Source organism: Rhodococcus sp. DN22, from assembly GCF_036669995.1.
GTDB classification, from domain to species: Bacteria; Actinomycetota; Actinomycetes; order Mycobacteriales; family Mycobacteriaceae; genus Rhodococcus_F; species Rhodococcus_F erythropolis.
The window spans coordinates 3780467-3804176 of record NZ_CP133326.1 but is presented as its reverse complement, the minus strand read 5'-3'; the positions used below and the strand labels follow the sequence as shown (position 1 = coordinate 3804176).

At 63.2% G+C, this 23710-nt stretch carries 22 protein-coding genes and 1 riboswitch; of the genes, 13 read left to right on the top strand and 9 right to left on the bottom strand.

The features are described from left to right. Positions 1–68: 68 nt before the first annotated feature. The 3 genes from RA302_RS17250 (at position 69) to RA302_RS17240 (ending at position 2811) form a co-directional block, all read left to right on the top strand. Positions 69–1136, top strand: coding sequence for a glycerate kinase (locus RA302_RS17250; protein WP_070160822.1), 1068 nt, complete (start codon positions 69–71; stop codon positions 1134–1136). A gap of 150 nt (positions 1137–1286) precedes the next feature. Continuing rightward, positions 1287–1637, top strand: coding sequence for an iron-sulfur cluster assembly accessory protein (locus RA302_RS17245; protein ID WP_007730053.1), 351 nt, complete (start codon positions 1287–1289; stop codon positions 1635–1637). A 196-nt stretch (positions 1638–1833) separates the two neighbouring features. Continuing rightward, a complete protein-coding gene (locus RA302_RS17240; RefSeq protein ID WP_003941700.1) occupies positions 1834–2811 on the top strand; it encodes a carbohydrate kinase family protein in 978 nt (325 codons plus the stop codon). Positions 2812–2874: 63 nt separating this feature from the next. Here RA302_RS17240 and asnB read toward each other — a convergent pair whose 3' ends face one another. Continuing rightward, the gene (gene asnB, locus RA302_RS17235) at positions 2875–4800 is read right to left on the bottom strand and encodes an asparagine synthase (glutamine-hydrolyzing) (RefSeq protein WP_070160819.1); all 1926 of its coding nucleotides are present in this window, start codon (positions 4798–4800) and stop codon (positions 2875–2877) included. A 319-nt stretch (positions 4801–5119) separates the two neighbouring features. Here asnB and RA302_RS17230 point away from each other — a divergent pair, with 319 nt between their 5' ends. Together RA302_RS17230 and RA302_RS17225 are read left to right on the top strand one after the other, a co-directional pair. Next, a complete protein-coding gene (locus RA302_RS17230) occupies positions 5120–6184 on the top strand; it encodes a cytochrome c oxidase subunit II (protein ID WP_030537048.1) in 1065 nt (354 codons plus the stop codon). 39 nt (positions 6185–6223) lie between these two features. After that, the gene (locus tag RA302_RS17225; RefSeq protein ID WP_003941723.1) at positions 6224–6640 is read left to right on the top strand and encodes a cytochrome c oxidase subunit 4; all 417 of its coding nucleotides are present in this window, start codon (positions 6224–6226) and stop codon (positions 6638–6640) included. Positions 6641–6749: 109 nt separating this feature from the next. Here the strand turns inward: RA302_RS17225 and RA302_RS17220 are convergent, their stop codons facing one another. Continuing rightward, positions 6750–7139, bottom strand: coding sequence for a DUF3224 domain-containing protein (locus tag RA302_RS17220; RefSeq protein ID WP_030537047.1), 390 nt, complete (start codon positions 7137–7139; stop codon positions 6750–6752). 66 nt (positions 7140–7205) lie between these two features. Between RA302_RS17220 and RA302_RS17215 the strand changes: the two genes are divergently transcribed. Further along, positions 7206–7502 (top strand): antibiotic biosynthesis monooxygenase, encoded by a 297-nt coding sequence (locus tag RA302_RS17215; protein ID WP_019748908.1) that lies wholly within the window; start codon positions 7206–7208, stop codon positions 7500–7502. Between the two features lie 149 nt (positions 7503–7651). On the opposite strand, the gene RA302_RS17210 is transcribed toward RA302_RS17215, so the two are convergent. The 4 genes from RA302_RS17210 to RA302_RS17195 form a co-directional block, all read right to left on the bottom strand. Continuing rightward, the gene (locus RA302_RS17210) at positions 7652–9256 is read right to left on the bottom strand and encodes a cytochrome bc complex cytochrome b subunit (RefSeq protein ID WP_007730057.1); all 1605 of its coding nucleotides are present in this window, start codon (positions 9254–9256) and stop codon (positions 7652–7654) included. 59 nt (positions 9257–9315) lie between these two features. Beyond that, positions 9316–10458, bottom strand: a complete 1143-nt coding sequence (locus tag RA302_RS17205; RefSeq protein ID WP_007730058.1) for a ubiquinol-cytochrome c reductase iron-sulfur subunit — start codon at positions 10456–10458, stop codon at positions 9316–9318. Continuing rightward, positions 10455–11306: a cytochrome c gene (locus RA302_RS17200; RefSeq protein WP_003941682.1), complete on the bottom strand. Its 852-nt coding sequence runs from the start codon at positions 11304–11306 to the stop codon at positions 10455–10457. Before RA302_RS17200 ends, RA302_RS17205 begins: the two co-directional genes overlap by 4 nt. Before the next feature lie 64 nt (positions 11307–11370). Next, complete coding sequence (locus RA302_RS17195; RefSeq protein ID WP_007730060.1) at positions 11371–11982, bottom strand: heme-copper oxidase subunit III; 612 nt, start codon at positions 11980–11982, stop codon at positions 11371–11373. A 127-nt stretch (positions 11983–12109) separates the two neighbouring features. On the opposite strand from RA302_RS17195, the gene RA302_RS17190 reads away from it, so the two are divergent. Then, positions 12110–12598 carry a hypothetical protein gene (locus tag RA302_RS17190; RefSeq protein WP_054826532.1) on the top strand — a complete coding sequence of 163 codons (489 nt, stop codon included), beginning with the start codon at positions 12110–12112 and terminating at the stop codon, positions 12596–12598. A 139-nt stretch (positions 12599–12737) separates the two neighbouring features. Then, complete coding sequence (gene trpD / locus RA302_RS17185) at positions 12738–13829, top strand: anthranilate phosphoribosyltransferase (RefSeq protein WP_003941751.1); 1092 nt, start codon at positions 12738–12740, stop codon at positions 13827–13829. Between the two features lie 8 nt (positions 13830–13837). On the opposite strand, the gene RA302_RS17180 is transcribed toward trpD, so the two are convergent. Continuing rightward, positions 13838–14113 (bottom strand): Lrp/AsnC ligand binding domain-containing protein, encoded by a 276-nt coding sequence (locus tag RA302_RS17180; RefSeq protein ID WP_003941677.1) that lies wholly within the window; start codon positions 14111–14113, stop codon positions 13838–13840. Positions 14114–14191: 78 nt separating this feature from the next. Then, positions 14192–15952, bottom strand: coding sequence for a DEDD exonuclease domain-containing protein (locus tag RA302_RS17175; protein ID WP_176741994.1), 1761 nt, complete (start codon positions 15950–15952; stop codon positions 14192–14194). 521 nt (positions 15953–16473) lie between these two features. Beyond that, positions 16474–16652, top strand: a riboswitch (cyclic di-AMP (ydaO/yuaA leader). A gap of 14 nt (positions 16653–16666) precedes the next feature. Here RA302_RS17175 and RA302_RS17170 point away from each other — a divergent pair. The 4 genes from RA302_RS17170 to RA302_RS17155 all read left to right on the top strand — a co-directional run bounded on the left by RA302_RS17170 (position 16667) and on the right by RA302_RS17155 (position 21240). Continuing rightward, complete coding sequence (locus tag RA302_RS17170; RefSeq protein ID WP_003941754.1) at positions 16667–17224, top strand: C40 family peptidase; 558 nt, start codon at positions 16667–16669, stop codon at positions 17222–17224. Between the two features lie 324 nt (positions 17225–17548). Beyond that, entirely contained in the window at positions 17549–18601 is a 1053-nt protein-coding gene (locus RA302_RS17165; RefSeq protein ID WP_003941704.1) for a C40 family peptidase, read from the top strand. A gap of 74 nt (positions 18602–18675) precedes the next feature. Further along, entirely contained in the window at positions 18676–20034 is a 1359-nt protein-coding gene (locus RA302_RS17160) for a hypothetical protein (protein ID WP_230691661.1), read from the top strand. Positions 20035–20112: 78 nt separating this feature from the next. Continuing rightward, the gene (locus RA302_RS17155; protein WP_064444143.1) at positions 20113–21240 is read left to right on the top strand and encodes a glycosyltransferase family 4 protein; all 1128 of its coding nucleotides are present in this window, start codon (positions 20113–20115) and stop codon (positions 21238–21240) included. A 96-nt stretch (positions 21241–21336) separates the two neighbouring features. Here the strand turns inward: RA302_RS17155 and RA302_RS17150 are convergent, their stop codons facing one another. Then, positions 21337–23148, bottom strand: coding sequence for a long-chain fatty acid--CoA ligase (locus RA302_RS17150; RefSeq protein ID WP_070160817.1), 1812 nt, complete (start codon positions 23146–23148; stop codon positions 21337–21339). Between the two features lie 159 nt (positions 23149–23307). On the opposite strand from RA302_RS17150, the gene RA302_RS17145 reads away from it, so the two are divergent. After that, a complete protein-coding gene (locus RA302_RS17145; protein ID WP_054827545.1) occupies positions 23308–23694 on the top strand; it encodes a polyketide cyclase / dehydrase and lipid transport in 387 nt (128 codons plus the stop codon). Positions 23695–23710 lie beyond the last annotated feature (16 nt).

The following is a 23710-nucleotide window of genomic DNA, read 5'->3' as shown; positions in this document are numbered from 1 at the left end:
CGCCCGAGGCACTGAAACGCGCGAGATCGTGAAACATCGGGGTCATTCGGGACTCTTAGACTTCGGCTATGCGGGTAATAGTTGCTCCAGATTCGTTCGGCGAAACCCTGACTGCCGTCGCGGCGGCCGAATCCATTTCTGCCGGCTGGCGGCGCGGTAGACCCGGCGACGACGTCGTCATCGCGCCACAATCCGACGGTGGTCCGGGATTCGTCGACGTCTTGGCCACGGCCGGGGGCGACATCCGGACTGCACGGGTGTCCGGGCCTTTGACCGCCGCCGTCGACGCCACGTGGCTTTTCGAGTCGGACACGGCGTACATCGAGTCCGCCGAGGCCGTCGGGCTCGGCCTGCTCGGGGGTCCGCCGACGCGGGACACCGCACTCGCCGCGCACAGTCGCGGCGTGGGAGAGCTGATCGCTGTCGCGCTCGAGGCAGGCGTGAAGACGGTTGTCGTAGGACTCGGTGGGAGTTGCTGCACCGACGGGGGACGTGGACTGGTGGAGGCGCTGGGCGGCCTGGAGGCTGCAACGGCGGCTATGGCAGGCATTCAGTTGGTCGCCGCCACCGACGTCGAACACGTACTTCTCGGCGAGCACGGTGCGGCAGCGGTGTTCGGCCCGCAAAAGGGCGCCGACGCCGAAGCCGTCGCAGTCCTCGAAGCGAGCAACGCGAGATGGGCCGAACAGTTGGAGTCCGTCACCGGAAAACGAGTGTCGAATTTTCCGGGTGCCGGCGCCGCGGGTGGTATCGGTGCCGCGCTCTTTGCACTCGGTGCACAGCGGCGATCCGGGGCCGACGTCGTCGCGGATCGCACCGGACAGGCCGCGCTACTGGCTTCCGCTGACCTGGTGATCACAGGCGAAGGCAAGTTCGACCACCAATCTCTGCGCGGCAAACTCGTCACAACGCTCGCTTCGGCGGGGGCAGCGCACGGCGTTCCGACGCTCGTCTTTGCCGGCCAGGTGACGCTCGACGAGGCGGACTATGCGTCGACCTCGATAGTCGCGGCGAGGTCGGTGACGGATTTCGCCGGGTCGGTGGAACGTGCGATGGAGGAAGCGTCGGCGTGTCTCGAGGGACTCGCCGAACACACGGCACGCGAGTGGAACTTCTGGCGCGGCGTCCGGAGGTGAGGATCCACAAGCGTCGACGCGCCGTTGCCGTGTCTGGAAGACCGGATAGGATGAAGACGAATCGCACCCGGTAAAGGACTGGCGGGAATAAGTCGGCAGCGGCGTACCGTTGAAGCGTTCACGGGTTGGTACGAACATTAGGGAGAGCCCATGACTGTGCAGAACGAGACCGCCACCCACGGCGTCAAGATGACCGAGGCCGCGTCCGCCAAGGCGAAGGCACTCTTCGATCAGGAGGGTCGCGACGACCTCGCGCTGCGTATTGCAGTGCAGCCCGGCGGCTGTGCCGGACTGAAGTACCAGCTGTTCTTCGACGACCGCACGCTCGACGGTGACCTCACTGTCGACTTCAACGGCGTCAACCTGGTTGTCGACCGGATGAGCGCGCCGTACGTCGAAGGTGCGTCCATCGACTTCCTCGACACCATCGAGCAGCAGGGCTTCTCGATCGACAACCCCAATGCAACAGGCTCCTGCGCCTGCGGTGACTCGTTCAACTGAGTCCGTCGATCACAACTCAATTCACGAACAACTGACGCGGAACCGACATTCGGTTTCGCGTCAGTTGTTTGTGGTGACTCGTACGTAGACCGTTCCGATCCGACAGCTCGGGCGCCGATGACGGCGCTACGGGCGGTAACGTGAACTTTTGCTCCTGTTTCATTCTTGTACTCACTTCGCTGAAAGGCCACGATCCGTGACTATTGCGGTAACCGGTTCCATCGCCACCGACCACTTGATGCGCTTCCCCGGCCGCTTCGCCGATCAGCTCCTCGCCGATCAGCTCGCCCACGTTTCGCTGAGTTTCCTGGTCGACGATCTCGTGATTCGCCGCGGTGGTGTCGGCGGCAACATCGCATACGCGATGGGCGTGCTCGGCGGGTCCCCGCTACTCGTCGGCGCAGTCGGTGCCGACTTCGCCGAGTACCGCACGTGGCTCGAGGACAACGGCGTCGACTGCAGCGCGGTCCGTATCTCGGACAAGGCACATACGGCGCGTTTCGTGTGCACCACCGACGAGGACATGGCGCAGATCGCGTCGTTCTACCCCGGTGCGATGAGCGAGGCTCGCGAGATCGAACTCGCGGCAGTGGCCAAGACTGCAGGCGCAGTCGAGTTGGTGCTGATCGGCGCCAACGACCCCGAGGCCATGGTTCGCCATACCGACGAATGCCGTCTGCTCGGGATTCCGTTCGCAGCGGATCCGTCGCAGCAGCTTGCCCGCCTGTCCGGTGACGAGGCCAAGGCGCTCATTCACGGCGCGAAGTACTTGTTCACCAACGAGTACGAGTGGGGTCTGCTTCAGCAGAAGACTGGTCTGAGCGAGGAAGAGATCCGCGCGCAGGTCGGCATCCGTGTCACCACCCTCGGCTCCAAGGGTGTGGAAATTGTTGACGCCGAAGGTAATTGGGTGCGTGTCGACGTAGTGCCCGAGACCGGCAAGGTGGATCCGACGGGCGTTGGTGACGGCTTCCGCGCCGGATTCCTGCTCGCACACGGCGCCGGTCTGAGCTTCGAGCGTGCTGCACAGTTGGGATCTTTGGTCGCTGTGTTGATTCTCGAGACCGTGGGAACGCAGGAGTGGGTGTTCAATCGCGACGAGGCACTCAAGCGCCTTACCGACGCATACGGCAGCGCGGCAGCGGACGAGATCGCGACGATCCTGCCGAAGTAGGGCTCCGCCCCGTGAGTGGTTGAGGAGTCCGGAGACTCCCTAACCGCTCACGGGGCCGAAGGCCTAGATATTGACCGGGTACACCGGTTCCTGGATCTGCGGCACGATGCGCTTCTCCACGAAGATTCCGTGCCAGACCATGAAGGTCAGGACGGTCCAGAGGCGTCGGCTGTGGTCGGACACGCCCTCGCGGTGATCGTTGAGCATCTTCACGACGGCCTGCTTGTCGAAGATGTGGTCGGTTCCCGACTCCTCGATCTGCAGATGTGCCCAGTCGAAGAGTTCGGTGCCGCGCAGCCAATGGCGCAGGGGAACCGGGAATCCGAGCTTCGCGCGGTGCAGAACATGGTGCGGCACAATGCCTTCCAGGGCCTGGCGCAGTGCGTACTTGGTCGTGTCCTTCGTGATCTTCTGATCGAGCGGTACGCGTGACGCGACGTCGAAGACCTCGGGATCGAGGAACGGCACACGCAGTTCCAGCGAGTTGGCCATCGTCATCTTGTCTGCCTTGACGAGGATGTCGCCGCGCAGCCAGGTGAACAGGTCGAGATGCTGCATCCGCGCAACCGGATCCCAGTCCCGTGACTGCGCGTAGATCGGCGCAGTGACGTCCTGGTGAGTCCACTCGGGGCGGAAATCGCGCAGGACGGCGCGGAGCTGAGCGTCGTTGAAGCTACGAGCATTTCCGTAGTAGCGCTCCTCGAGCGTCAAGGAACCGCGGTTGAGCAGACTCTTGCCGCGAGTGCCGTCCGGGATGCGTTCGGACAACTTGCCCGCGGCCCGACGCAGTCCCTTGGGGAGGTACTCGAAAGGCTTGAGCGACAACGGCTCACGGTAGATCGTGTAGCCGCCGAACAGCTCGTCGGCACCCTCGCCGGACAGCACGACCTTGACGTGCTTGCGCGCTTCCTTCGCGATGAACCACAGCGGAATCAATGCCGGATCGGCTACCGGGTCGTCGAGGTACCAGACGATCTCGGGAATGGCAGCGGCGAACTCGGCGGGGGAGACCACCTTGACGACGTGCTTCGCGCCGATCGCTGCGGCAGATTCTGCAGCGACGTCGACCTCGGAATAGCCCTCACGTTCGAAACCGGTCGTGAAGGTGATCAGGTTGGGGTTGTGGCGCATCGCCAGCGCCGCGATCGCCGTGGAGTCGATACCACCGGACAGGAACGAACCGACGGTGACGTCGGCGCGCATGTGCTTGGCGACCGAATCCTCGAGTGCCTCGGCGATTTCCTGGTAGCGCGCCTTCTCGGTGCCAGGTGCAAAAGGCTTGGCCGGGAACTTCGGCGTGAAATACCGCGTGAACGTGGGCTCCTCGCCCGGACGCACCCGAGCGAAGCTGCCCGACTCCAGGCGTCGGATCTGCTTGTGCAGTGTTTCCGGCTCCGGTACGTACTGCAGAACGGTGTAGTGCTCGATGGCACGCGGATCCAGCTCGGTACCGATGCCGATCAGATCGGTGAGTTCGAGCAGGCTCTTCTTCTCGCTGCCGAACGCGGTGCCGCCGTCGCCGGACGCGATGAACAGTGGCTTGATCCCGAACGGATCGCGCGCGATGAACAGTTCGCGTGTGTCGGTGTCCCAGATCGCGAACGCGAACATTCCGCGCAGGCGCCGGACCGCGTCCTCACCCCAGTAGTGGAATGCAGCGACGATGGCCTCGGAGTCGCCCTCGGTGAAGAACTTGGCGTCGTGGTCCTTGACCAGTTCGGCGCGGATCTCCAAGTAGTTGTAGATCTCGCCGTTGAACGTGAGCGCATAACGCTCCGGGTTCTCCGGTGGGCCCCAACGCAGCGGCTGGTGGGAATGAGCGATGTCGATGATCGCCAGGCGGTTGAACCCGAAGACGAGGTGATCGTCGTTCCACGTCCCGTGTTCGTCCGGCCCGCGGTGACGAAGGCAATGCATCGCCTGGTCGACCCGCGAAACGGCGTCCTCGCTGGTTCCGCCAGATGTCAGTAGCCCGAGCAGTCCACACACAGCGTCCGGTTCCTCGATTCAGAATTTTTGTACAGAAGGCTCCCGGACACGAGTGTCGGGGAGAGGTCAACGAACTCTTGACGAAAGTATGCCGCAGATCGACGTCCCTGCCGATCGCGGCGGAACGAATCGACGTGATGTGCGTCGCCGAAACGACCTGAGCCGTTCCTGAGCAGCACCTGAGAGAGCTGTGTGACGTCCGCCGCGACACGGGCGAGGACCCGAGGATGGATAGCGCCCGGCTTTGGTCTACGCTGCGTAGTAATTGGGCCTTCCCTCCGGGCATGCCCTAGTTGAATTTTGTGGCGATCAGGAAGGCGTGAACGTGGCGCAAGGTCGGATCCTTCGGCGAGCGGGGCTGGCAGTATCTCTGGGCATTGCTGCCTTGCTGCTGTCGGGTTGCTCCATCGACAACGAAGTGCTTCGTTTCGGGTGGCCTTCGGGCATCACCCCGGAGGCGACGCGCATGCGTGAGCTGTGGACGTGGTCGGTTGTAGCCGCCCTCGTCATGGGTGTGCTGGTGTGGGGGTTGGTCTTCTGGGCCGTCATCTTCCACCGTAAGAAGAAGGACTCGCCGGAATTCCCGCGTCAGACGGCATACAACGTGCCGCTCGAACTCGGTTACACGGCAGTTCCCTTCGTCATCATCGCGGTTCTCTTCTACTTCACCGTCATTGTTCAGAACCATGTTCTGGACAAGACGGACAATCCTGACGTCGTCGTAGACGTCACGGCCTTCCAGTGGAACTGGAAGTTCGGCTACCGCTCCATCGAGTTCGGTGACGGCTCCGCCAAGTACAACGGAATCGACGTCGAGGCCGAAGAGGCTGCAAAGACCGAGGGCTCCACCGTGAACGAACACGGGGAAGAAGTCCCCGGCCCGATCCACGGCAACAGCACCGAGGACCTGAGCTACCTGCACTACGACAAGATCGAGACCGTCGGTTCCAGCCAGGAGATCCCGATCCTCGTTCTGCCCACCGGCAAGCGGATCCAGTTCGAACTTGCTTCCTCGGACGTCATCCACGCTTTCTGGGTGCCTGAGTTCCTGTTCAAGCGCGACGTTCTCCCGAACCCCAAGGAGAACCACTCGGACAACATCTTCCAGATCAGTGAGATCGAGAAGGAAGGCGCGTTCGTCGGGCGTTGTGCAGAAATGTGTGGCACGTTCCACGCGATGATGAACTTCGAGGTTCGTGCGGTTTCGCCCGAGGACTTCGCCAAGTACATCGAACTGCGCAAGGGTGACGCGGAGGGCAAGGGTGGTCTGACGACCGCTGAGGCTCTGCAGGCAATCGGTCAGTCGCCGGTGGCTACGTCGACCACGCCGTTCAACACCGACCGCGAGTACCGTCAGGCAACCGTCGCCACTGCAGGCAACTGAGCCGGCCAGCCTCTTCACTGAACAAGGACAAGTGCTGATATGAAGATCGAAGCCAAGCTCTTCGAGATCCTGACGATGTTCTTCATTCTCGTCGCGATCATCTACGGAGTGTTCACCGCTCTGTCACGCACAGGTATCGAGTGGGCCGGACTGACGGCCATCGTCCTGTCTGCAGGTCTGACGCTCATCGTGGGTACCTACTTCCGCTTCGTCGCCCGTCGTCTGGACACCCGTCCCGAGGACTACGACGACGCTGAAATCTCGGATGGTGCAGGAGAACTGGGCTTCTTCAGCCCGGGTAGCTTCTGGCCGATCCTGCTTGCCGCTGCTGCTGCACTCGCGGCAGTGTCGCTGGCGTACTTCCAGCCGTGGCTCATCGCAGTCGCAGTTGTCTGTGTGCTCGCCGCAGCCGCAGGCCTGGTGTTCGAGTACTACACCGGACCCGAGAAGCACTAGTTTCACCCGCACTCGAACAGAGGCGCCGCACCCACCCGGGTACGGCGCCTCTGTTGTCGTTTATGTGAGTTTCGGTGGTAGGAGGGTGCCTGTCAACAACTGCTCTCTGTCAATCGTGGAGCGAGTATTCGAGGTCGTAGCGGTGCAGACCGTCGACGACCTCCAGCTCGAGAGTGCCTGCGATGCCCTTCAACTCGCCGGTTCCGGACCCCGGCACGATCTCGTACAGAAGCTTCTGCGTTCCGTCGATCATCTGACCGAACTGCTGCAGGGCGAACGATCCCACAGCTTCGTCGACCTGCCCCGTGACAAACTCCAAAGCGACATAGCCCGCTGCACCGGCTGTCGGATCGCCCGCGGACAGCATCAGGCCGGACGACGTGCCCTCGACGCCGCCGATGAACGTCTTGTCGAACTCGAAGCGTCCGACGCGTCCGGAGAGCTCAGGATCGGCGGGGCGAAGATCGATCTCGAAGGTGCCGCGTGCATGGGATGTCATGGTCCGAGTATCTCACCAGGCGACAACGCCTCGAGGGGACTCCCGAGAACGTGCAACACTCGGTAGATGATTCTCGAACATGCCGTCCTGCAGGTCGATCCGTCGCAGTCAGCGCGTTTCGAGGCCGCATTCGACGTGGCCCGAACCATCATCTCCGAGGTTCCCGGATTCATCAGGCTGCGGCTCTCGCACTGCCTGGAATCACCGGAGCGATATCTCCTGCTGGTCGAGTGGGAAGACGTGGAGTCACACACCATCGGGTTCCGTAAGTCGCCAGGATACGAGAAGTGGCGAGAACTTCTCCATCACTTCTACGAGCCGTTCCCGACGGTGGAGCACTATTCGACTGTGCTCGAGGTCTAGCAAAGCGTAGTGCCTGCTGTTGTCGGCGCTCAGACGACGAACCGGGGGAGTGGTGCCCACTTGGAGGTTGTCCATACTGAATCGCTCAGAGAACGAGTGAGGCCCCGAACCGGAATCCGGTTCGGGGCCTCACTGGTCAACTGACGTTCTTAGTGGAGTTCTCCACTGGAACCATCGGACTTGCCGTTGGTTCGGTTCTGGTAGTCCAGAAGGATCTGAAGCTGCTCGTGCTCAGCTTCGTGATGAGCGGCTTCGAGAGCCTCGCTCTCCTCGACTGGGTCAGCGGTGATCAGGCTACCGCTACCGGGCTTGCCGGCGAGGCCGAGCTTGTTCATCTTCTTCGGGACAGCAGCACCCTGGTACTCGAGCGGGATCGGGTGTCCGTGCTCGTCGACGGGGCCGAGCGGCTGGTGGATCTCGATGTACTGGCCGTTCGGCATCCGCTTGATGATGCCGGTCTCGATGCCGTGTTCGAGGACTGCACGGTCACTGCGCTGCAGGCCGATGCAGAACCGGTACGTCACGAAGTACGCGATGGGCGGAAGGATGACCATGCCGATACGGCCGATCCACGTCATTGCGTTCAGCGAGATGTGCAGGTGGTACGCGATGATGTCGTTGATGCAGGAGATCGTGAGCACCAGGTAGAACGCGATGGACATCGCACCGATAGCGGTACGGACCGGCACGTCGCGCGGGCGCTGCAGGATGTTGTGGTGAGCGTCGTCTCCGGTGAGACGCTTCTCGATCCACGGGTACGCGATCAACAGTGCGAAGACGAGGCCCATGATCAGGGCGACGGCGAACACTGCAGGGATCGTGTACCGGTTGAACAGGTAGATCTCCCACGCCGGCCACAGTCGAGCAAGGCCGTCCGTCCACATCATGTAGATATCGGGCTGGGAACCTGCCGAGACCTGTGACGGGTTGTACGGACCGATGTTCCACACGGGGTTGATCTGGAACAGACCACCGAGCAGTGCGAGCACGCCGAAGGTCATGGCGAAGAACGCGCCACCCTTCATCGCGAAGACCGGGAGGATGCGGACGCCGACGACGTTCTGTTCCGTACGGCCGGGGCCGGGGAACTGCGTGTGCTTCTGGTACCAGACCAACGCGAGGTGGCCGGCGATCAGAGCCAGGATGATGCCCGGGAACAGCAGCACGTGAGCGACGTAGAGACGCGGGATGATGAGGTCGCCGGGGAAGTCGCCGTCGAAGATCAGCCAGTGCATCCAGGTACCGACGATCGGGATACTCATCGTGATACCACCGAAGGCGGCGCGGAGGCCGGTGCCCGAGAGCAGGTCGTCGGGGATGGTGTAACCGAAGAAGCCTTCGAACATCGCCAGGATGAGCAGCAGGCAGCCGATGACCCAGTTCGCTTCACGTGGGCGACGGAAGGCGCCGGTGAAGAAGATGCGAGCGAGGTGAACGATGATCGACGCCGCGAACATCAGTGCAGCCCAGTGGTGAATCTGGCGAACGAAGAGACCGCCGCGCACCTCGAAGGAGATGTTCAGGGTCGTCTCGTAGGCGCGAGACATCGTGACACCACGAAGCGGCTGGTATGCGCCCTGGTAGACGACGTGTGCCATCGACGGATCGAAGAACAGCGTCAGGAACACACCGGAGATCAGCAGGATCACGAAGCTGTAGAGCGCGATCTCGCCGAGCATGAAGGACCAGTGCGTCGGGAAGACCTTGTTGATCTGCCGGCGCATGCCTGCGGCGAGGTGGTAGCGGGAGTCCATAGCCTCCGCTTGTCCAGCCGCTGCCGCGCTGATCTTGGACGGTTTGGTTGTTGTTGTGGTCACGGTCGACGCTCCCAAAATGCCGGGCCGAGTGCTTCGATGAAGTCACCGTCGGCGACCAGGAAGCCCTCTTCGTTCACTGTAATAGGCAACTGCGGAAGTGCGCGAGCAGCGGGACCGAAGATCGGCTTGCCGTAGGTCAGTGCGTCGAACTGCGACTGGTGGCAGGGGCACAGAATACGGTTGCTCTGCTGTTCGTAGAGCGAGGTGGGGCAACCCAGGTGGGTGCAGATCTTCGAGTAGGCGAAGTAATCGCCGTAGTTGAAGCTTTCCTGGCCCTTACGCTTGGTGACACGCGCGGTGTCTTCCGTGCGGAGGCGGATGAGCATCACCGAGTTACGAATGCCGCGCAGTGCTGCGAGCAGAGCGTGCTCGTCGCCACGGTCGGACTCGCGGAACGGGAAGACCGTTTCCATCGAACCGGCATCGAGATCTTCCGGGCGAACGAGGACGATGTCCTCGGGACGGCCGGTGTCACGACGCAGGTAGATGGTCTCGCCCGGGTAGTTCGGGGTCCAGCCGGACACCCACAGAGGTGAGTCGTCGCCCTTGGCCCACGGGTTCTTGATGAGTCCGCCGAGGGGCATGACCATCATGACGCCGAGTGCGCCGCCGCCGAACATCAAGCTGCGCTTGATGGCCTTGCGGCGGGGGAGGGTGGACGTCTCGAGGGTGTCGCCGAGCTCGGCGACGATCGTGCGACGATCGACCTCGGTGGAACCACCGTCGTGGCGGTCCTGGATCGAGACCTCTTCGGGGATGAACTTCTTCGTGAACTGAACGGCACCGATGCCGACGCCGAGGATCGCCAGACCCATGGTCAAGCCGATCAGCGGGGTGTACAGGCTGTACTTGCCGTAGTTCTCGTCACCGGCGCCTGCGTACTCCCAGGGCCAGAACAGGTAGATCGCGATGAACGCGATCGCCGAAACGCCGGCGAGGCCGAACCAGAAGGCGACGTTGCGCTCGGCGCGCTTTTCCGCCCTGGTGCCCTTTACCGACCAACGATCACGGCGGTAGACGACATCGACGCCATCGAGATTGGTACCCAGCTTGACCAGGTCGTCGCGTGACATCGCGTCGAGCTCTTCATCTGTGTACTTCTTAGGCGTATCGCCGCCATGCTGGCCAGCGTCGCTCATGACCTTGCTCCGATCCACAATGCTGCACCGACGACAGCGATGATTCCGACGGCCCACATGGCGAGACCCTCAGAGGCCGGACCGAGGCCACCGAGCCCGTACCCACCGGGGTCCTTCGACTCGCCCGACGACTTGACGTAGGCGATGATGTCCTTCTTCTCCTCGATCGTCAGCTGACGATCCGAGAACTTCGGCATGTTCTGGGGACCGGTAACCATGGCAGCGTAGATCTGCTGCTCGCTGGCCGGATCCAGGACCGGGGCGTACTTGCCCGAGGACAGTGCGCCACCGCGGCCGGTGAAGTTATGGCACGACGCGCAGTTGAGCCGGAAGAGCTCACTGCCGCGTCCGACGTCGCCACCGCGCAGCGAGGACTGGGCGATTTCGCCGTTCTCGTCGCGGATGAGCGTCGGGCCGCCGCCGTTGGCCTGGATGAAAGCGCCGAGGGCGTCGGTCTGCGCAGCATCGAACTTGGGGTCCTTGCGTGCAGCCTGGGCCTCGTTGCGAGCTGCCGGCATACGACCAGAGGAGACCTGGAAGTACACGGCTGCTTCGCCGACGCCGATGAGGCTGGGACCGCGGTCCTGCACGCCCTGCAAGTTCGCGCCGTGGCACGTGATGCATGACGTGTCGTACAGCTGCTTGCCTTCACGAATCAGGGCTGCTGAATCGTCACTGGCGGTCGCAACCTGCGGAGCTGGTGTCAACGCCGAAGCGAGGAAACCTGCGCTGATCAATCCCATCATCAATACGAGCGCGCCAGTGACGCGCCGGCGGATTTTCCGCTGGCGACGCGACTTCGCGGCATTCGCTGAGTTATCGGATGCGGGAGGGGGGGATGAACTCATCTGTATCCCTTTGGTATGTCGGGACGGAACTGGACGTCAGGGGCTGCCTGGGGCGTACAGCTGATTAACGGATGAAATAAATCGTGGCAAACAGCGCGATCCACACGATGTCGACAAAGTGCCAGTAGTACGAAACAACGATCGCGGCGGTGGCCTGGGCGGGCGTGAACTTGCTGACCCGGGTACGTGCGATCAAGAAGACGAAGGCGATGAGACCGCCGATGACGTGCAGACCGTGGAAGCCGGTGGTCATGTAGAACACCGAGCCGTACACGCTGCTCGAAATCGTGGTGCCCTCGTGCACGAGGTGGTAGTACTCGTAACCCTGGCCGGCGACGAAGAACGCCCCCATGACCAAGGTGATGGTGTACCAGCGACGAAGTCCGAAGACGTCGCCACGCTCAGCCGCGAAGACACCCATCTGGCAGGTGAACGAAGATGCGATAAGCACCAAGGTCACCGGCACGGCCAGATAAAGGTTCAATTCGGTTGGCTCCGGCGGCCAATTTCCGTTCGCCTGAGCTCGTGCCACGAAGTACATGGCAAAGAGCCCTGCGAAGAACATGAGCTCACTTGACAACCACACGATGGTGCCAACGCTGACCATATTCGGCCGGTTCAGCGAGTGCACGCGTTGGGTGATTGCCGATCCTGAAGTCCCTACTGCGCTCGTCACAGACAGAAGTATGACGCTTCGTCGTAAGAGACGACCACTCGGGTCCACCATCGGCGCGTCGCTCGGCTCGAGTTCGCGGGATCGGGCGGCGAACGCGCTGGTGGCGTGGTCGGAATATGCTGGCGCGATGGCAGCTACACACAAGAGTAGACCGTGGTTCCTGAGAATTTTCGGCACGAAGATTCCGACACCGCTCGATGCAGGGCGGTCGGATCTGGTCGTCGTTGCCGAAGGCTTCGACGACGCCGAGGCGAGCTCGACGGCTCTCGAACGTGCCGCCTCCACCGAGCCGGAGTTCAGGGCGGAGTCCGAAGTGGTTCTGCGGCATCATCTCGACCTCCCGGAGGGCTCGGTAGCCGATGCCGAGAGCATCGTCGCCCAGGACGGATATGTGCGAGGCTCGAGTCGGCCCGAGGACGTGACTCCGGTGGTCGAGAATTCGGTTCGCGTCGTCTTCGAGCGTGTCCAGGTGCTTGATGCCCTGCATTGCTCCCAGGAGCGGTCACGAATGGCCGGTCTGGCGCAGCGACTCGGTGGTTCGGTCGCCGGGTGGGACGCGCTCCAGCCCCCGATACTTGCGGAGGCGCCGCCCAAACGCGGTCGCAGAAAGTCCTGAGCGGCCCTATTCGGTTTCCTCGTTACCTCACTGACTAGGCTGCGAGGGTCATCGGCAGCACAAAATGGCAGCGCGAAACGACAGCTCGAAACGACAGCTCGAAATCCAGCCCACATGAACGACAGGGGACCAAGGCACTATGGCCGGCACCGACGCATCCAACGCCGTGAACGTCGATTCGAGTGCAGTGGTGCGGTCCTGGCCGATGATTCTCGGTTTGCTCACGGACGGCAGTGACTTGTCGGAAGCCGACAGTCGCTGGGCTATGGGCGAGATCATGTCGGACAACGCCACCTCCGCTCAGATCGCTGCTTTCGGGGTCGGTCTGAAGATGAAGGGAGAAACCCCCGCGGAGTTGGAAGGGCTCGCCGCCGCGATGCTCGAACACTCCAGGCGCGTGCCGGTCGATTCCGACGTCGTCGACATCGTCGGCACGGGTGGTGACCGCTCCAACACGGTGAACATCTCGACGATGGCCTCGATCGTGGTTGCCGCGTCCGGTGTGCGAGTTGTCAAGCACGGCAACCGCGCTGCTTCGTCCAAGAGCGGTGGCGCCGACGTGCTCGAGGCGCTCGGCGTTCGCATCAACCTCGGGCCGGAGCAGGTTGCGAGGTGCGTCGAAGAGGTCGGCATCGGCTTTTGTTTCGCGCCGGTCTTCCATCCCGCACTGCGCTTTGCGGCGGTGCCTCGCAAGGAAATCGGCATTCCGACGGCATTCAACGTGCTCGGTCCACTGACCAATCCGGCTCGTCCGCGTGCCGGGCTGATCGGGTGCGCATTTCCGAAACTGATCTCGGTCGTCGCGGGAGTCCTTGCGCAGCGCGGCAATTCGGCGTTGGTGGTACGGGGAGACGACGGACTGGACGAACTGACCACATCGACGACGTCGACGGTTCACATCGTCGGCGGTGGAAGTGTGCGAACTGTCACGCTGGATCCGCGTGACCTCGGAATCGACCGCGTTCCTCTCGAAGAGTTGCGTGGAGGCGACGCCGAAATCAACGCCACCGTCGCCAGAACGCTGCTTTCCGGGCAGAAGGGGCCGGTCCGGGACGCGGTCCTGCTGAACGCGGGAGCAGCCATCGCGGCATTCAACGGTGTCGGCGACGATCTCGAGAGTGCGATCTCTGCCGGGATGACTGCAGCCGCTGCCGCGATCGACAGCGGCGCGGGCGCTGAACTGCTTCACAAGTGGGCGGCGCTCACCGCCGAGCTGGCCGACCAAGCCTGATCGAGGGGCTATTCACCCAGCGAGAAACCGGCCTCGACGTCTGCGCTGGAGAATGACTGGAACGCAATGTGTGTGGCGGTTCGGAGAACGCCGGGCACCTTGTTGATTCCTCCGGTGACCACGTCGGCGATCTGGGCGTGGTCACGCACTTTCACGATGGCGATCAAATCGACGTCACCTGCGCACGAGTAGACCTCGGTCACTCCGGACAGGTCGGCGACGGCCTGCGCGGTTTCCGGGATCCGAGCGGACTCGGCGTGAATCATGACGATGGCGTTGATCATTTCTCTCCTCGATTTCCCTGCGGGTTGTGATGACCCGGTGGTTTCGATCGAGCTTAGGGGTGCCGCCCCGCCGTTACGTCATCGATGTTCGGATTCGGTTCCGGCTCGGGCGAGTCGGCACCAGGCTTCCCACTTGCCGGCGCCGCTCACAGGTTCGACGTATCCGGATGTCGCCGACACGATTCGGACACCGTCCGACGAGAGCCACCTTGCGATCAGTCCCAGTTCTTCGGGTGACGCGCCGCGGAACGGGGCGTCGTCCGGTAGGACGGTTTCGGCCGCCGCGGTGATGGCGTCGACGACGGGCATCGGGTGAGTCCCACGTCTGGCGAGCCCGGCGGACGCGAGACGCCCGGACCGGATCACCGACAGCTCCCAGCCGCCGTCTCCGGTGGGGCGGGCGAGAACGAGTTGTTCGATCGCCGCGACTGCGGCGAGTCGCTGAGTGCGCCGCACTGCGGTGGCGACTGCGACCGTTCGGTCACGCAGACGAGCAGCATTCTCGAACAACGCGTGTGCGGACAGCTCGTCGATCCGGGCCTGCATCTGTTGGAGGGGAGCGTCGTTGGTTCCTCGGAAGAATCCACGCACGGCCTCAGGGGCGGCCGCGTAGTCCTCTGCGTTGATTTCCGGGGTCCAGGAGGCTGGACACGCCCCCAGTTCGCGAGCGGGGCAGTCAGGGCCGTGAACGGCGCCGCGTCCGAGACGCTTGGTACACGTGCGCAGACGACTGAACTCTGCGACGGTGTCGGCGACGTCGACTGCGTCGCCGCGAGAGGTGAACGGGCCGATCGAATCGGCCGTGGGCGTGCGAACCACGGACAGTCTCGGAAACGCTTCGTCGGTGAGGGTGATCCACCAACCTCGCTTGGGAAACTTGGAGCGACGGTTGTACGGCGGCGCATGCGCGCTCAGCAGTCGTAGTTCACGCACCCCGGCTTCGAGAGCGTGCGCGCACTCGACATGGTCCACGCGGGTGGCCAGCGCGACCATTTCCTTCATCCGGCCGCGGGTCTCCGAACCGGTGAAGTAGTTGCGGACGCGGCGTCGAAGGTCGGTAGCAGTTCCAATGTAGAGGGCTTCGTCGGAAGGACCGCGGAAGAGGTAGACACCGGGGCTTCGCGGCAGGTTTGCGGCGAAGGACCGTTTGGCCCGTTGATGCGAGGAAATGTTGGGCAGGTAGTCGACTAGTTCGCTGTAACTGTGGACACCCTGGTTTCCGACCCTGTCGATCAGTCCGTGGAGGACGTCGACGGTCGCACGCGCGTCGTCGAGAGCCCGGTGCGTCGGCTGGGTGGTCACTTGGAAGAGATGGGCGAGTGCGGAGAGCTTCACCGAAGGTGCTTCGTCGCGTGTGAGTACGCGCCGGGCGAGTTTGACGGTGCACAGGACACGGAACGCAGGCCACGGGCGCGCGCTGCGTGACGCCGCTGCTTTGAGGAAACCGATGTCGAACGGCGCGTTGTGTGCCACCAGCACCGCGCCCTCGGCGAACTCGAGAAATGCAGGCAGGACACGTTCGATGGGAGGTGCGCCGATCAGCATCGCTGTGGTGATTCCGGTCAGTTCGACTATGTAGGGCGGAATCGACCGGCCGGGGTCGACGAGTGTTGCCATTTCGCCCAGTACCTCGCCGCCGCGGATCTTGACGGCGCCGATCTCGGTGATGGAGTCCTGGTCGGCGCTGCCCCCTGTGGTCTCGAGGTCGACGACGACAAATGTTGTCTCGCTCAGCGGTGTGTCCAGTTCGTCGAAGCTCAGTTGCCGCCCGACGTCGAACTTCTCCCCGTCGGAGAACGGGGGCGGAGACGGAAATTCTCGGGCCGAGGCGGGACTCACACCGCAGACAGTAGAAGTACCCCCCGACACGAATTCGAGAGTGCAGACACGGAATCCGACCCGCACGGACTTCCATTGCGAAATCGGTGGATGAACGCCCGACAAAAGTAGGAGAGACGAGGATCACACTTGCGGTGGGAACTCGCGAATGTGGACGCGCGCCTACTTGTGAGTAGGGCGAGTCGAGGGGTCGTTGGCGCGTCTGTCGATGGCTGAAACCGCGTCCGTGACCGGAACAGGTTCTAGTTTCAAGTAATCGTCGTTGAACTGCATGGAAGATCGGATTGTCGGGTTTGGTGAGCCTTGGCAGTGGGTACAGGGCGCGGGTTTGACGGCCTGGAGTGGGTCGCCGAACCGACCTGTTGTTATCTCCCCGTGACCCGCCGGGCGTATCGCGGGCGCGGCACCACGATTTCCGGCGAATCGGGCGCGATTGTCACGAAGCGGTCGACATCGTCGCGATCATTTCGTAACCTTCCTGAGACCTAACGAAGTCTTGCCGGACCAAACAGGACCGGCATCGTCAGGAACCGCCTAATCGGGATCTCCGCGAGGAACCCGAACCGGGAACCCAAGTTTCCACTGGGGTGAATCCCGCCTGGGGTGCAGCACGCAGGATCGCTGCAGACCACGCGGGTAGGGCTGATCTTCCCAGCCCGAACCCGTCAGCTAACTCGGTCGGCGGATGAATGGAAGAAATGGAGTACCCCTTAAGTGGCGTCACAGAGTTTCAAGCGTTCAGCGCAGTTGGCAGTAGCCGGCGCGCTCGCAGTCGGAGCATTCGCTGCAACCGCTGCACCTGCCTCGGCAGACCCCATCACCATCCCCGGCGTCGGCACGTTCGAGGTTCCGGGCGTTTCTATTCCTCAGTTGCCGGTCATTCCGGGCATCACCGACATCGCACCGGCTGCACCGGCCGCTCCCATCTCCAGTGTTGGTGAGCAGGCAGTTCGCGCCGCAGAGAGCAAGCTGGGCTCCCCGTACGTGTACGGCGCAGCCGGCCCGGACGCATTCGACTGCTCCGGTCTCGTTCAGTGGGCATACAAGCAGGCCGGTCTCAACCTGCCTCGCACGAGCTACGACCAGGCTGCAGCCGGCGTTGCCGTCGCACAGTCCGATCTTCAGGTCGGCGACGTGATCTCCTTCTACGGCGGATCGCATTCGGGCATCTACGCCGGTAACGGCAATGTCATCCACGCGTCGACCGCTGGTCAGCCCGTGAAGCTCGCTCCGGTGTCCTCGATGCCGTACGACGGCGCTCGCCGTTACTGATTTCTGAACACGCTCGACGGCTGTCTCCGGTAGGCAGTCGGAACGATCCGCCGCTGTGATGCGGCGGAGCTCGGGGGAGCTCCGGATCTTCGAATGTGGGCCTCGAATCTTCGATTCGGGGCCCACATTTTCGTTTCGCGACAATTCGCCCGGTACTTCACCCCGACACGTCTACCGGCGAGTAGACACAAACGTATGCCGTTCCGTAACCTTATCGAGACATTGCGCGGCCGAGACAGGTACTGTGGATAGTTGACAGCCAGCTAACAGATCGTCGACCGGTCCCGGTCGGCGTCGCTTCACCGAGACGGAGAGTTGCATTCCGTGGTTTCATCGAAAAACAACAGTCGAGTACGGGCCGCATTGACAGTGGGAGTGCTGGCGTTCGGACTCGTTGCAGGGCCTTCGATGCAGGCCGGTGCCGACCCCGTCATCACCAACCCCACCGAGGCGCTCGACAAGCTCGGTGAACTGTCCCGGGTTTCCGAGCAGACCAACGAAGCGCTGCACAACGCGCAGATCGACCTCGACGCGAAGCTGGCAGTCGCGAATGATGCGGACGTGCGATCGGCAGCCGATCAGGGTCTTCTCGACGCGGCTTCGGCGCGCGTCGCCGAGTTCGCGCCGGCGGTAAACCGTATTGCAACAGCGAATTACCAGGGTGCGCGAACCAATCGCCTCTTTGCGTTGATGGTGAGTGACTCGCCGCAGCAGTTGCTCGACCAGATGTCTGCGCTCGACGTGATTTCCAACGACGCGGCAGTACAGGTCTCTCAGTTCAACCAAGCCACTGCCGATGCGCGTGCCGCCTCGGAAGCATCGAAGCGATCGGCCGAAGAAGCGCGAACCGCCGCCGATCAAGCCCGCGCACTCAGTGACGATTTGCAGCGTAAGCAGAGTGAACTGCAGACGCAGATCGCCGACGTGACCAAAGCCTTCCAGAATCTCACCGACGACGAACGTAACCAACTGAGCGGTACGCCTTTCCCGCCGGACGTCGATCTCAGCAAAATTCTGGCTAACTTGACCCCTGGCTCGGGTGCTGCTGCCCTGCAGGCAGGCCTCACGCGGATCGGTGACCCGTACGTCTGGGGCGCGACCGGGCCGAACGAGTTCGACTGCTCAGGTCTGGTGGTGTGGGCCTACAAGCAGATCGGAAAGACTCTGCCGCGATCGAGCCAAGCGCAGGCGCAGGGCGGTGTACCGGTGTCGAGGGACCAACTACAGCCCGGCGACGTCGTGACTTTCTACAGCGACAACTCGCATGTCGGCATCTACGCCGGCGACGGAAACATTCTGCATGCGTCGACGTTCGGCGTACCGGTGAAGGTCCAGTCGATGGCAGGCATGGAGTTCTCCACTGCGCGTCGTTACTGACGGCTTGCTGCGCCCGAGCGGCGTGTGGCCAGCCGCCGTGAAGCGTCGAGTCGAGTTCTCCTACACTCGGCACCGTGCCGACTGAACCGATGACGACGCCAGACGTCGGCGCAGATCGACCACGCCGTTGGGAGTATCCGGCCCTCGTGGCGCTCGGTGTAGCCGTGGTGCTCGTTCTGGGCCTGACGATCTTCCTGACGAACAGGTCCGATTCCGACGAAAACGCCGCCGCCGAACAGGACGCGGAACGCAGCGCTCAAGTCCAGAGCTTTCTCGATGCATGGGCCGCGGCTCAGATGTCCGACGATCCGTCGGGGCTGGCGAAGTTCGTCGACAGTTCCGCCGCACCCGGTGTGCTCGAGGCGGAAGTTCGACGAGCCACTGCAGCGGGAGCGCTCGAATTCTCCGACTGGGGATACGAGATTCCCAGCGGCGGCCTGACTCCGGCGCCGCGAACCGGTGCGCCGGGCGGAGACGTCGAAGTATGGAATGCGCAAGTTCTGTTGCGGTACGCCCTCGACGGCGTCGACGCATTGCCCACGCGCAAGGCAGTGTCCATGACACTCGCGAAACGCGGCGATCAGTGGTCGGTTCTTGCGGACGGGTCGATCGTCGGACTGGACGGCGCCCGAACGGCGGGCGAATCCTGGAATGGCCCCTGGGACTTCGGCCCGCTTGCCGTCGCCGAGAATTCTGCGGGTAACGCGCTGGTGATCGGCCACCCGGGTCAGCAGGCGTTCGTCGACGCTTTGGCTGCCGATGTGGACTCAGCCATCGAGAACACGACGCAGTTGTGGGGGCCGTGGTGGTCCGAGCGCGCGGTGCTCATGGTGGCGGGGTCCGCTGAGGAATTCACCGCACTGGTCGGCTCCCATCACGACGGCGCTTCGATTGCCGCAGTGTCGGTCGCGGATGCGACGGCGGACGGGTCATCCGACGTGAGCGGCCAGCGAGTGGTCTTCTCGCCTGCCGCGGCTTCGAGGTTGACCGACATCACCAGGCGAACGGTGTTGCGCCACGAACTGATGCACATAGCCGCCCGATCGAAAACCCGTGACGGGTCGCCGATGTGGGTGTTGGAAGGGTTTGCCGAATACGCGGGAAACCGTGGATCCTCGCGGGCCTGGGGTGAGATCGCGCCGACTCTGGCAGCAGCGGTACGCTCCGGCGATACTCCGACCGAGTTTCCGGACGACACGCAGTTCAGCGGTGTACCGGTCGTGAGTTCACTGGCGTACGAATCGGCGTGGTCGATCAACGCGTATATCGCCGATCGATTCGGAGAAGCAAAGCTGACCGACCTCTTTCGCGCTCTCGCCTCCGGAAAGATGACGGCCGAAGACCTCGATTCGCGGATCCGAGCGGTCGTTGGCGTCGGAACCGAGGAACTGCGAGCCGGATGGGTCGACTGGACCAACAGCCATCTGGGCTGAGCGGTTCGCGGCTGGGTCGATTGCAGCGGCGAGGTGCCCTTCGCACGTTTGAAGCACCGAGTGCCCTACGGTGGACGGATGCGCCGGACCCTCTTGGTGACCAACGATTTTCCTCCTCGCCCCGGAGGTATCCAGTCGTATCTCCACACGTTCGCCGGGCATCTGCCGCCGGACAAGTTGGTGGTGTACGCACCGCGGTGGCGGGGCGACTCGCACAAGAAGTTCGATGCGGCACAGCCTTTCGAGGTCGTTCGGCACCCGACGACGCTGATGCTGCCGTCGCCTTTTGTCGCTCGTCGAGCCGCGAAGTTGGTCAAGAAGCACGACTGCGAGTCGGTCTGGTTCGGTGCGGCAGCGCCGTTGGCGTTGTTGGCACCGGTTGTTCGACGCGCCGGAGCGAGCCGAGTGATCGCGAGTACTCACGGCCACGAGGTCGGATGGTCGATGATTCCCGGTGCGCGGCAGTCGTTGCGTGTGATCGGTGACCACACCGATGCGGTGACGTTCGTCAGCAAATACACCCGTGGGCGGTTCTCGGCGGCCTTCGGCCCGCAAGCGGCGCTCGAGCACCTTCCTTCCGGAGTGGACACGTCAGTGTTCCACCCGGACTCGGTCGCTCGCGCGGAACTGCGTAAGCGATACGGGCTGGGTGAGCGGCCCACGATCCTGTGCCTGTCGCGGCTCGTGCCACGCAAGGGGCAGGACATGCTCATCAAGGCGCTGCCGACCGTACGCAAGAGCATTGACGGGGCGGTACTGGTGATCGTCGGAGGTGGGCCGTACGAGGACTATCTCCGCCAATTGGCGCGTAAGACCGGGATGGACGATCACGTCGTCTTCACGGGCACGGTGCCCGCCGCAGAGTTGGCGGCGCACCACACGATCGCCGACGTGTTCGCCATGCCGTGCCGTACCCGAGGCGCCGGATTGGACGTCGAAGGACTGGGAATCGTCTACCTCGAGGCCTCGGCTACCGGTGTGCCGGTCATCGCCGGGCGCAGTGGTGGCGCTCCGGAAACGGTGCAGCAGAACAAGACCGGGCTCGTGGTCGACGGCACCTCGGTTCGCGACGTCGCCGAATCCGTGATCGAGGTGCTGTCCGATCGTGATCGCGCGGCCGCGATGGGAGCAGCCGGCCGGGCATGGGTTGCCGAAGACTGGAAGTGGGACACGCTCGCTTCGAAACTGCGTAATCTCCTCGGCTGAGCAACCGGGACTCGAACGCGAACGGCCCGCACCGAATTCGTGTCGGCACGTTCGTGTCGGCACGTTCGTGTCGGCAGAGGACTGATCGGCGAAAGACTACTTGGCGTAGATCTTTTCGATGTCGGCGGCAAAGCTCTCGTGCACGACGTTGCGCTTGAGCTTCATCGTGGGCGTGAGTTCGCCTGTGTCCTCGGAGAAGTCGACCGGAAGAATGCGGAACTTCTTGATCGCCTCGGCGTGTGAGACGAGCTTGTTGGCCTCGTCGATGGCGTCCTGGATTTCGCCGACCAGTTCGCCGTCCGAAACCAGGTCGGCCGCTGTGGTTCCTGCGGCCTTGTTGTTGCGCTCGTTCCAGGCGGGAAGAGCTTCTGCGTCGATGGTGATGAGGGCGCCGATGAAAGGCTTCTGGTCGCCGACCACGATGGCCTGGCTGATCAGCGGGTGCGCGCGAAGGGAATCTTCGAGCTGAGCGGGGGAGACGTTCTTGCCGCCTGCCGTGACGATGATTTCCTTCTTGCGGCCGGTGATGGTGATGTAGCCGTCCTTGTCGACGGTGCCGAGGTCGCCGGTGTGGAACCAGCCGTTCTCGATCGACTCGGCGGTGGCCTTCTCGTTGCGCCAGTAGCCGGTGAAGACCACCGGTCCCGAGAGGAGGATTTCGCCGTCTTCTGCGATACGAACGGAGTTGCCGGCCAACGGCTTTCCGACAGAACCGACCTTCTGTGCGCCGATGGTGTTGACGGCGAAGGCCGCGGTGGTTTCGGTCAGTCCGTAGCCCTCGTAAATCGTGACGCCGATACCGCGGAAGAAGTGGCCGAGTCGAGCGCCCAGAGGTGCACCACCGGAAATGGCCAGCTGGCACTGCCCGCCGAGCGCTGCGCGCAGCTTCGAGTACACGAGCTTGTCGAAGAGAGCGTGCTTGGCCTTGAGAACGATGCCGGCGCCGCCCTTGTCCTGCGCCTCGCTCCACGCGACGGCAGTGTCTGCGGCCGCGTCGAAGATCTTTCCCTTGCCGTCGCCGTGCGCCTTGGCGCGTGCGCTGTTGTAGACCTTCTCGAACACGCGCGGCACCGAGAGGATGAAGTCGGGCTTGAACTCGCCGAACGTCGGAACGAGGTTCGGGATATCGCTCGTGTGCCCCAGCGCTGCACCGGCATCGAACGACGCGATGCTGACTGCGCGAGCGAGAACGTGCGCGAGCGGCAAGAACATCAGAGTGCGAACGCCAGGAGTCTTGAGCAGCGTGCCGAGGTTGGAGTCGAGGATGCCCTTCGACTCGGCAATCAGGTTGGAGTGCGTCAGCTGGCAGCCCTTGGGTCGGCCTGTGGTGCCCGACGTGTAGATCAGGGTCGCGGGATCGGATGCCTTCAGTGCAGCGACGCGGGCGTGGACGTCCTCGTCGGAGATGTCGGCGCCCAGTGCGGTCAATTCCTCGACGACACCCTTACCGCCCGCCGCGGCATCGATCTGGTAGACCGTGCGCAGCGCGGGTGCGGCTGCAGCGACGTCCTTCACGGTCGCGGCGTGAGTGTCGTTCTCGACGATGAGGTCGATTGCTTCGGAGTCCTCGAGAATCCAACGAACCTGCTCGGCTGCGGAGGTTTCGTAGATCGGAACCGTCACGCCACCGGCTGCCCAGATGGCGTAGTCGACGAGCGGCCATTCGAAACGCGTCGCCGACATGAGGCCGACGCGGTCGCCCTGCTCGACTCCGATCGCGATGAGGCCCTTGGCGACGGCAGTCACCTGAGCGGCGAAATCGCCTGCAGTGACATCGACCCATGCATTTCCGACTTTGCGCTTGTAGACAACCGCCGCCGGCTTCGTCTTCGCGAAGGCGAAGACCGAGTCGACCGCGGAGGCATCCTCGGGAATGGTGAACGTCTGGGGTGCGCTGAACTCAGGCACGAAATACCTCCGACACTGCGAAATACTGACGAGTAGGGTTTTCGTCTCCTACTGTAGTCGCATGTCCGACGCAGTTGTGGCCAGGCTTACAGTCTGTCCGGTATGTAGTGTTGCGACACCCCTCGACGCTTCGCGGACGCGATATGTGAAGCTACTTCGGTGAGCAGCATTCAGGTCGCAGACCAGACTTTCATCGCCGCCCCGCCCGAGCGGGTCGCCGAACTGTTGTCCTCGCGCGCGCAGTGGCGTCGCTGGTTCAGTGATCTCGAGCTCGAAGTCCGGGAAGATCGCGGTCCCGCAGGATTCCGTTGGGGAGTGTCCGGTCAGCTGGTCGGCACCATGGAGGTGTGGCTCGAACCGGCCATGGACGGGACGATCGCGCACTACTTCCTGCACTGTGAGCCGGTCGGCGTATCGCCGTCCGATCTGGCGACCCTCGACCTCGCCGGGATGAACCGCAAGCGTCGGGTCGATGGCAAGGTCATGTCGTTCCAGCTCAAACGCGAACTCGAAGCGGGACGTGCCGCCGGAGTAGCACCGGACTGATAATCGAAGCACTGCA

Excerpts from the sequence above, each read along its gene's own strand:
- trpD (WP_003941751.1), top strand. The coding sequence starts at position 12,738 with ATGGCCGGCACCGACGCATCCAACGCCGTGAACGTCGATTCGAGTGCA.
- RA302_RS17190 (WP_054826532.1), top strand. The coding sequence starts at position 12,110 with ATGGCAGCTACACACAAGAGTAGACCGTGGTTCCTGAGAATTTTCGGC.
- RA302_RS17245 (WP_007730053.1), top strand. The coding sequence starts at position 1,287 with ATGACTGTGCAGAACGAGACCGCCACCCACGGCGTCAAGATGACCGAG.
- RA302_RS17180 (WP_003941677.1), bottom strand. The coding sequence starts at position 14,113 with ATGATCAACGCCATCGTCATGATTCACGCCGAGTCCGCTCGGATCCCG.
- RA302_RS17215 (WP_019748908.1), top strand. The coding sequence starts at position 7,206 with ATGATTCTCGAACATGCCGTCCTGCAGGTCGATCCGTCGCAGTCAGCG.
- RA302_RS17220 (WP_030537047.1), bottom strand. The coding sequence starts at position 7,139 with ATGACATCCCATGCACGCGGCACCTTCGAGATCGATCTTCGCCCCGCC.
- RA302_RS17155 (WP_064444143.1), top strand. The coding sequence starts at position 20,113 with ATGCGCCGGACCCTCTTGGTGACCAACGATTTTCCTCCTCGCCCCGGA.
- RA302_RS17225 (WP_003941723.1), top strand. The coding sequence starts at position 6,224 with ATGAAGATCGAAGCCAAGCTCTTCGAGATCCTGACGATGTTCTTCATT.
- RA302_RS17205 (WP_007730058.1), bottom strand. The coding sequence starts at position 10,458 with ATGAGCGACGCTGGCCAGCATGGCGGCGATACGCCTAAGAAGTACACA.
- RA302_RS17200 (WP_003941682.1), bottom strand. The coding sequence starts at position 11,306 with ATGAGTTCATCCCCCCCTCCCGCATCCGATAACTCAGCGAATGCCGCG.
- RA302_RS17210 (WP_007730057.1), bottom strand. The coding sequence starts at position 9,256 with ATGGACTCCCGCTACCACCTCGCCGCAGGCATGCGCCGGCAGATCAAC.
- RA302_RS17250 (WP_070160822.1), top strand. The coding sequence starts at position 69 with ATGCGGGTAATAGTTGCTCCAGATTCGTTCGGCGAAACCCTGACTGCC.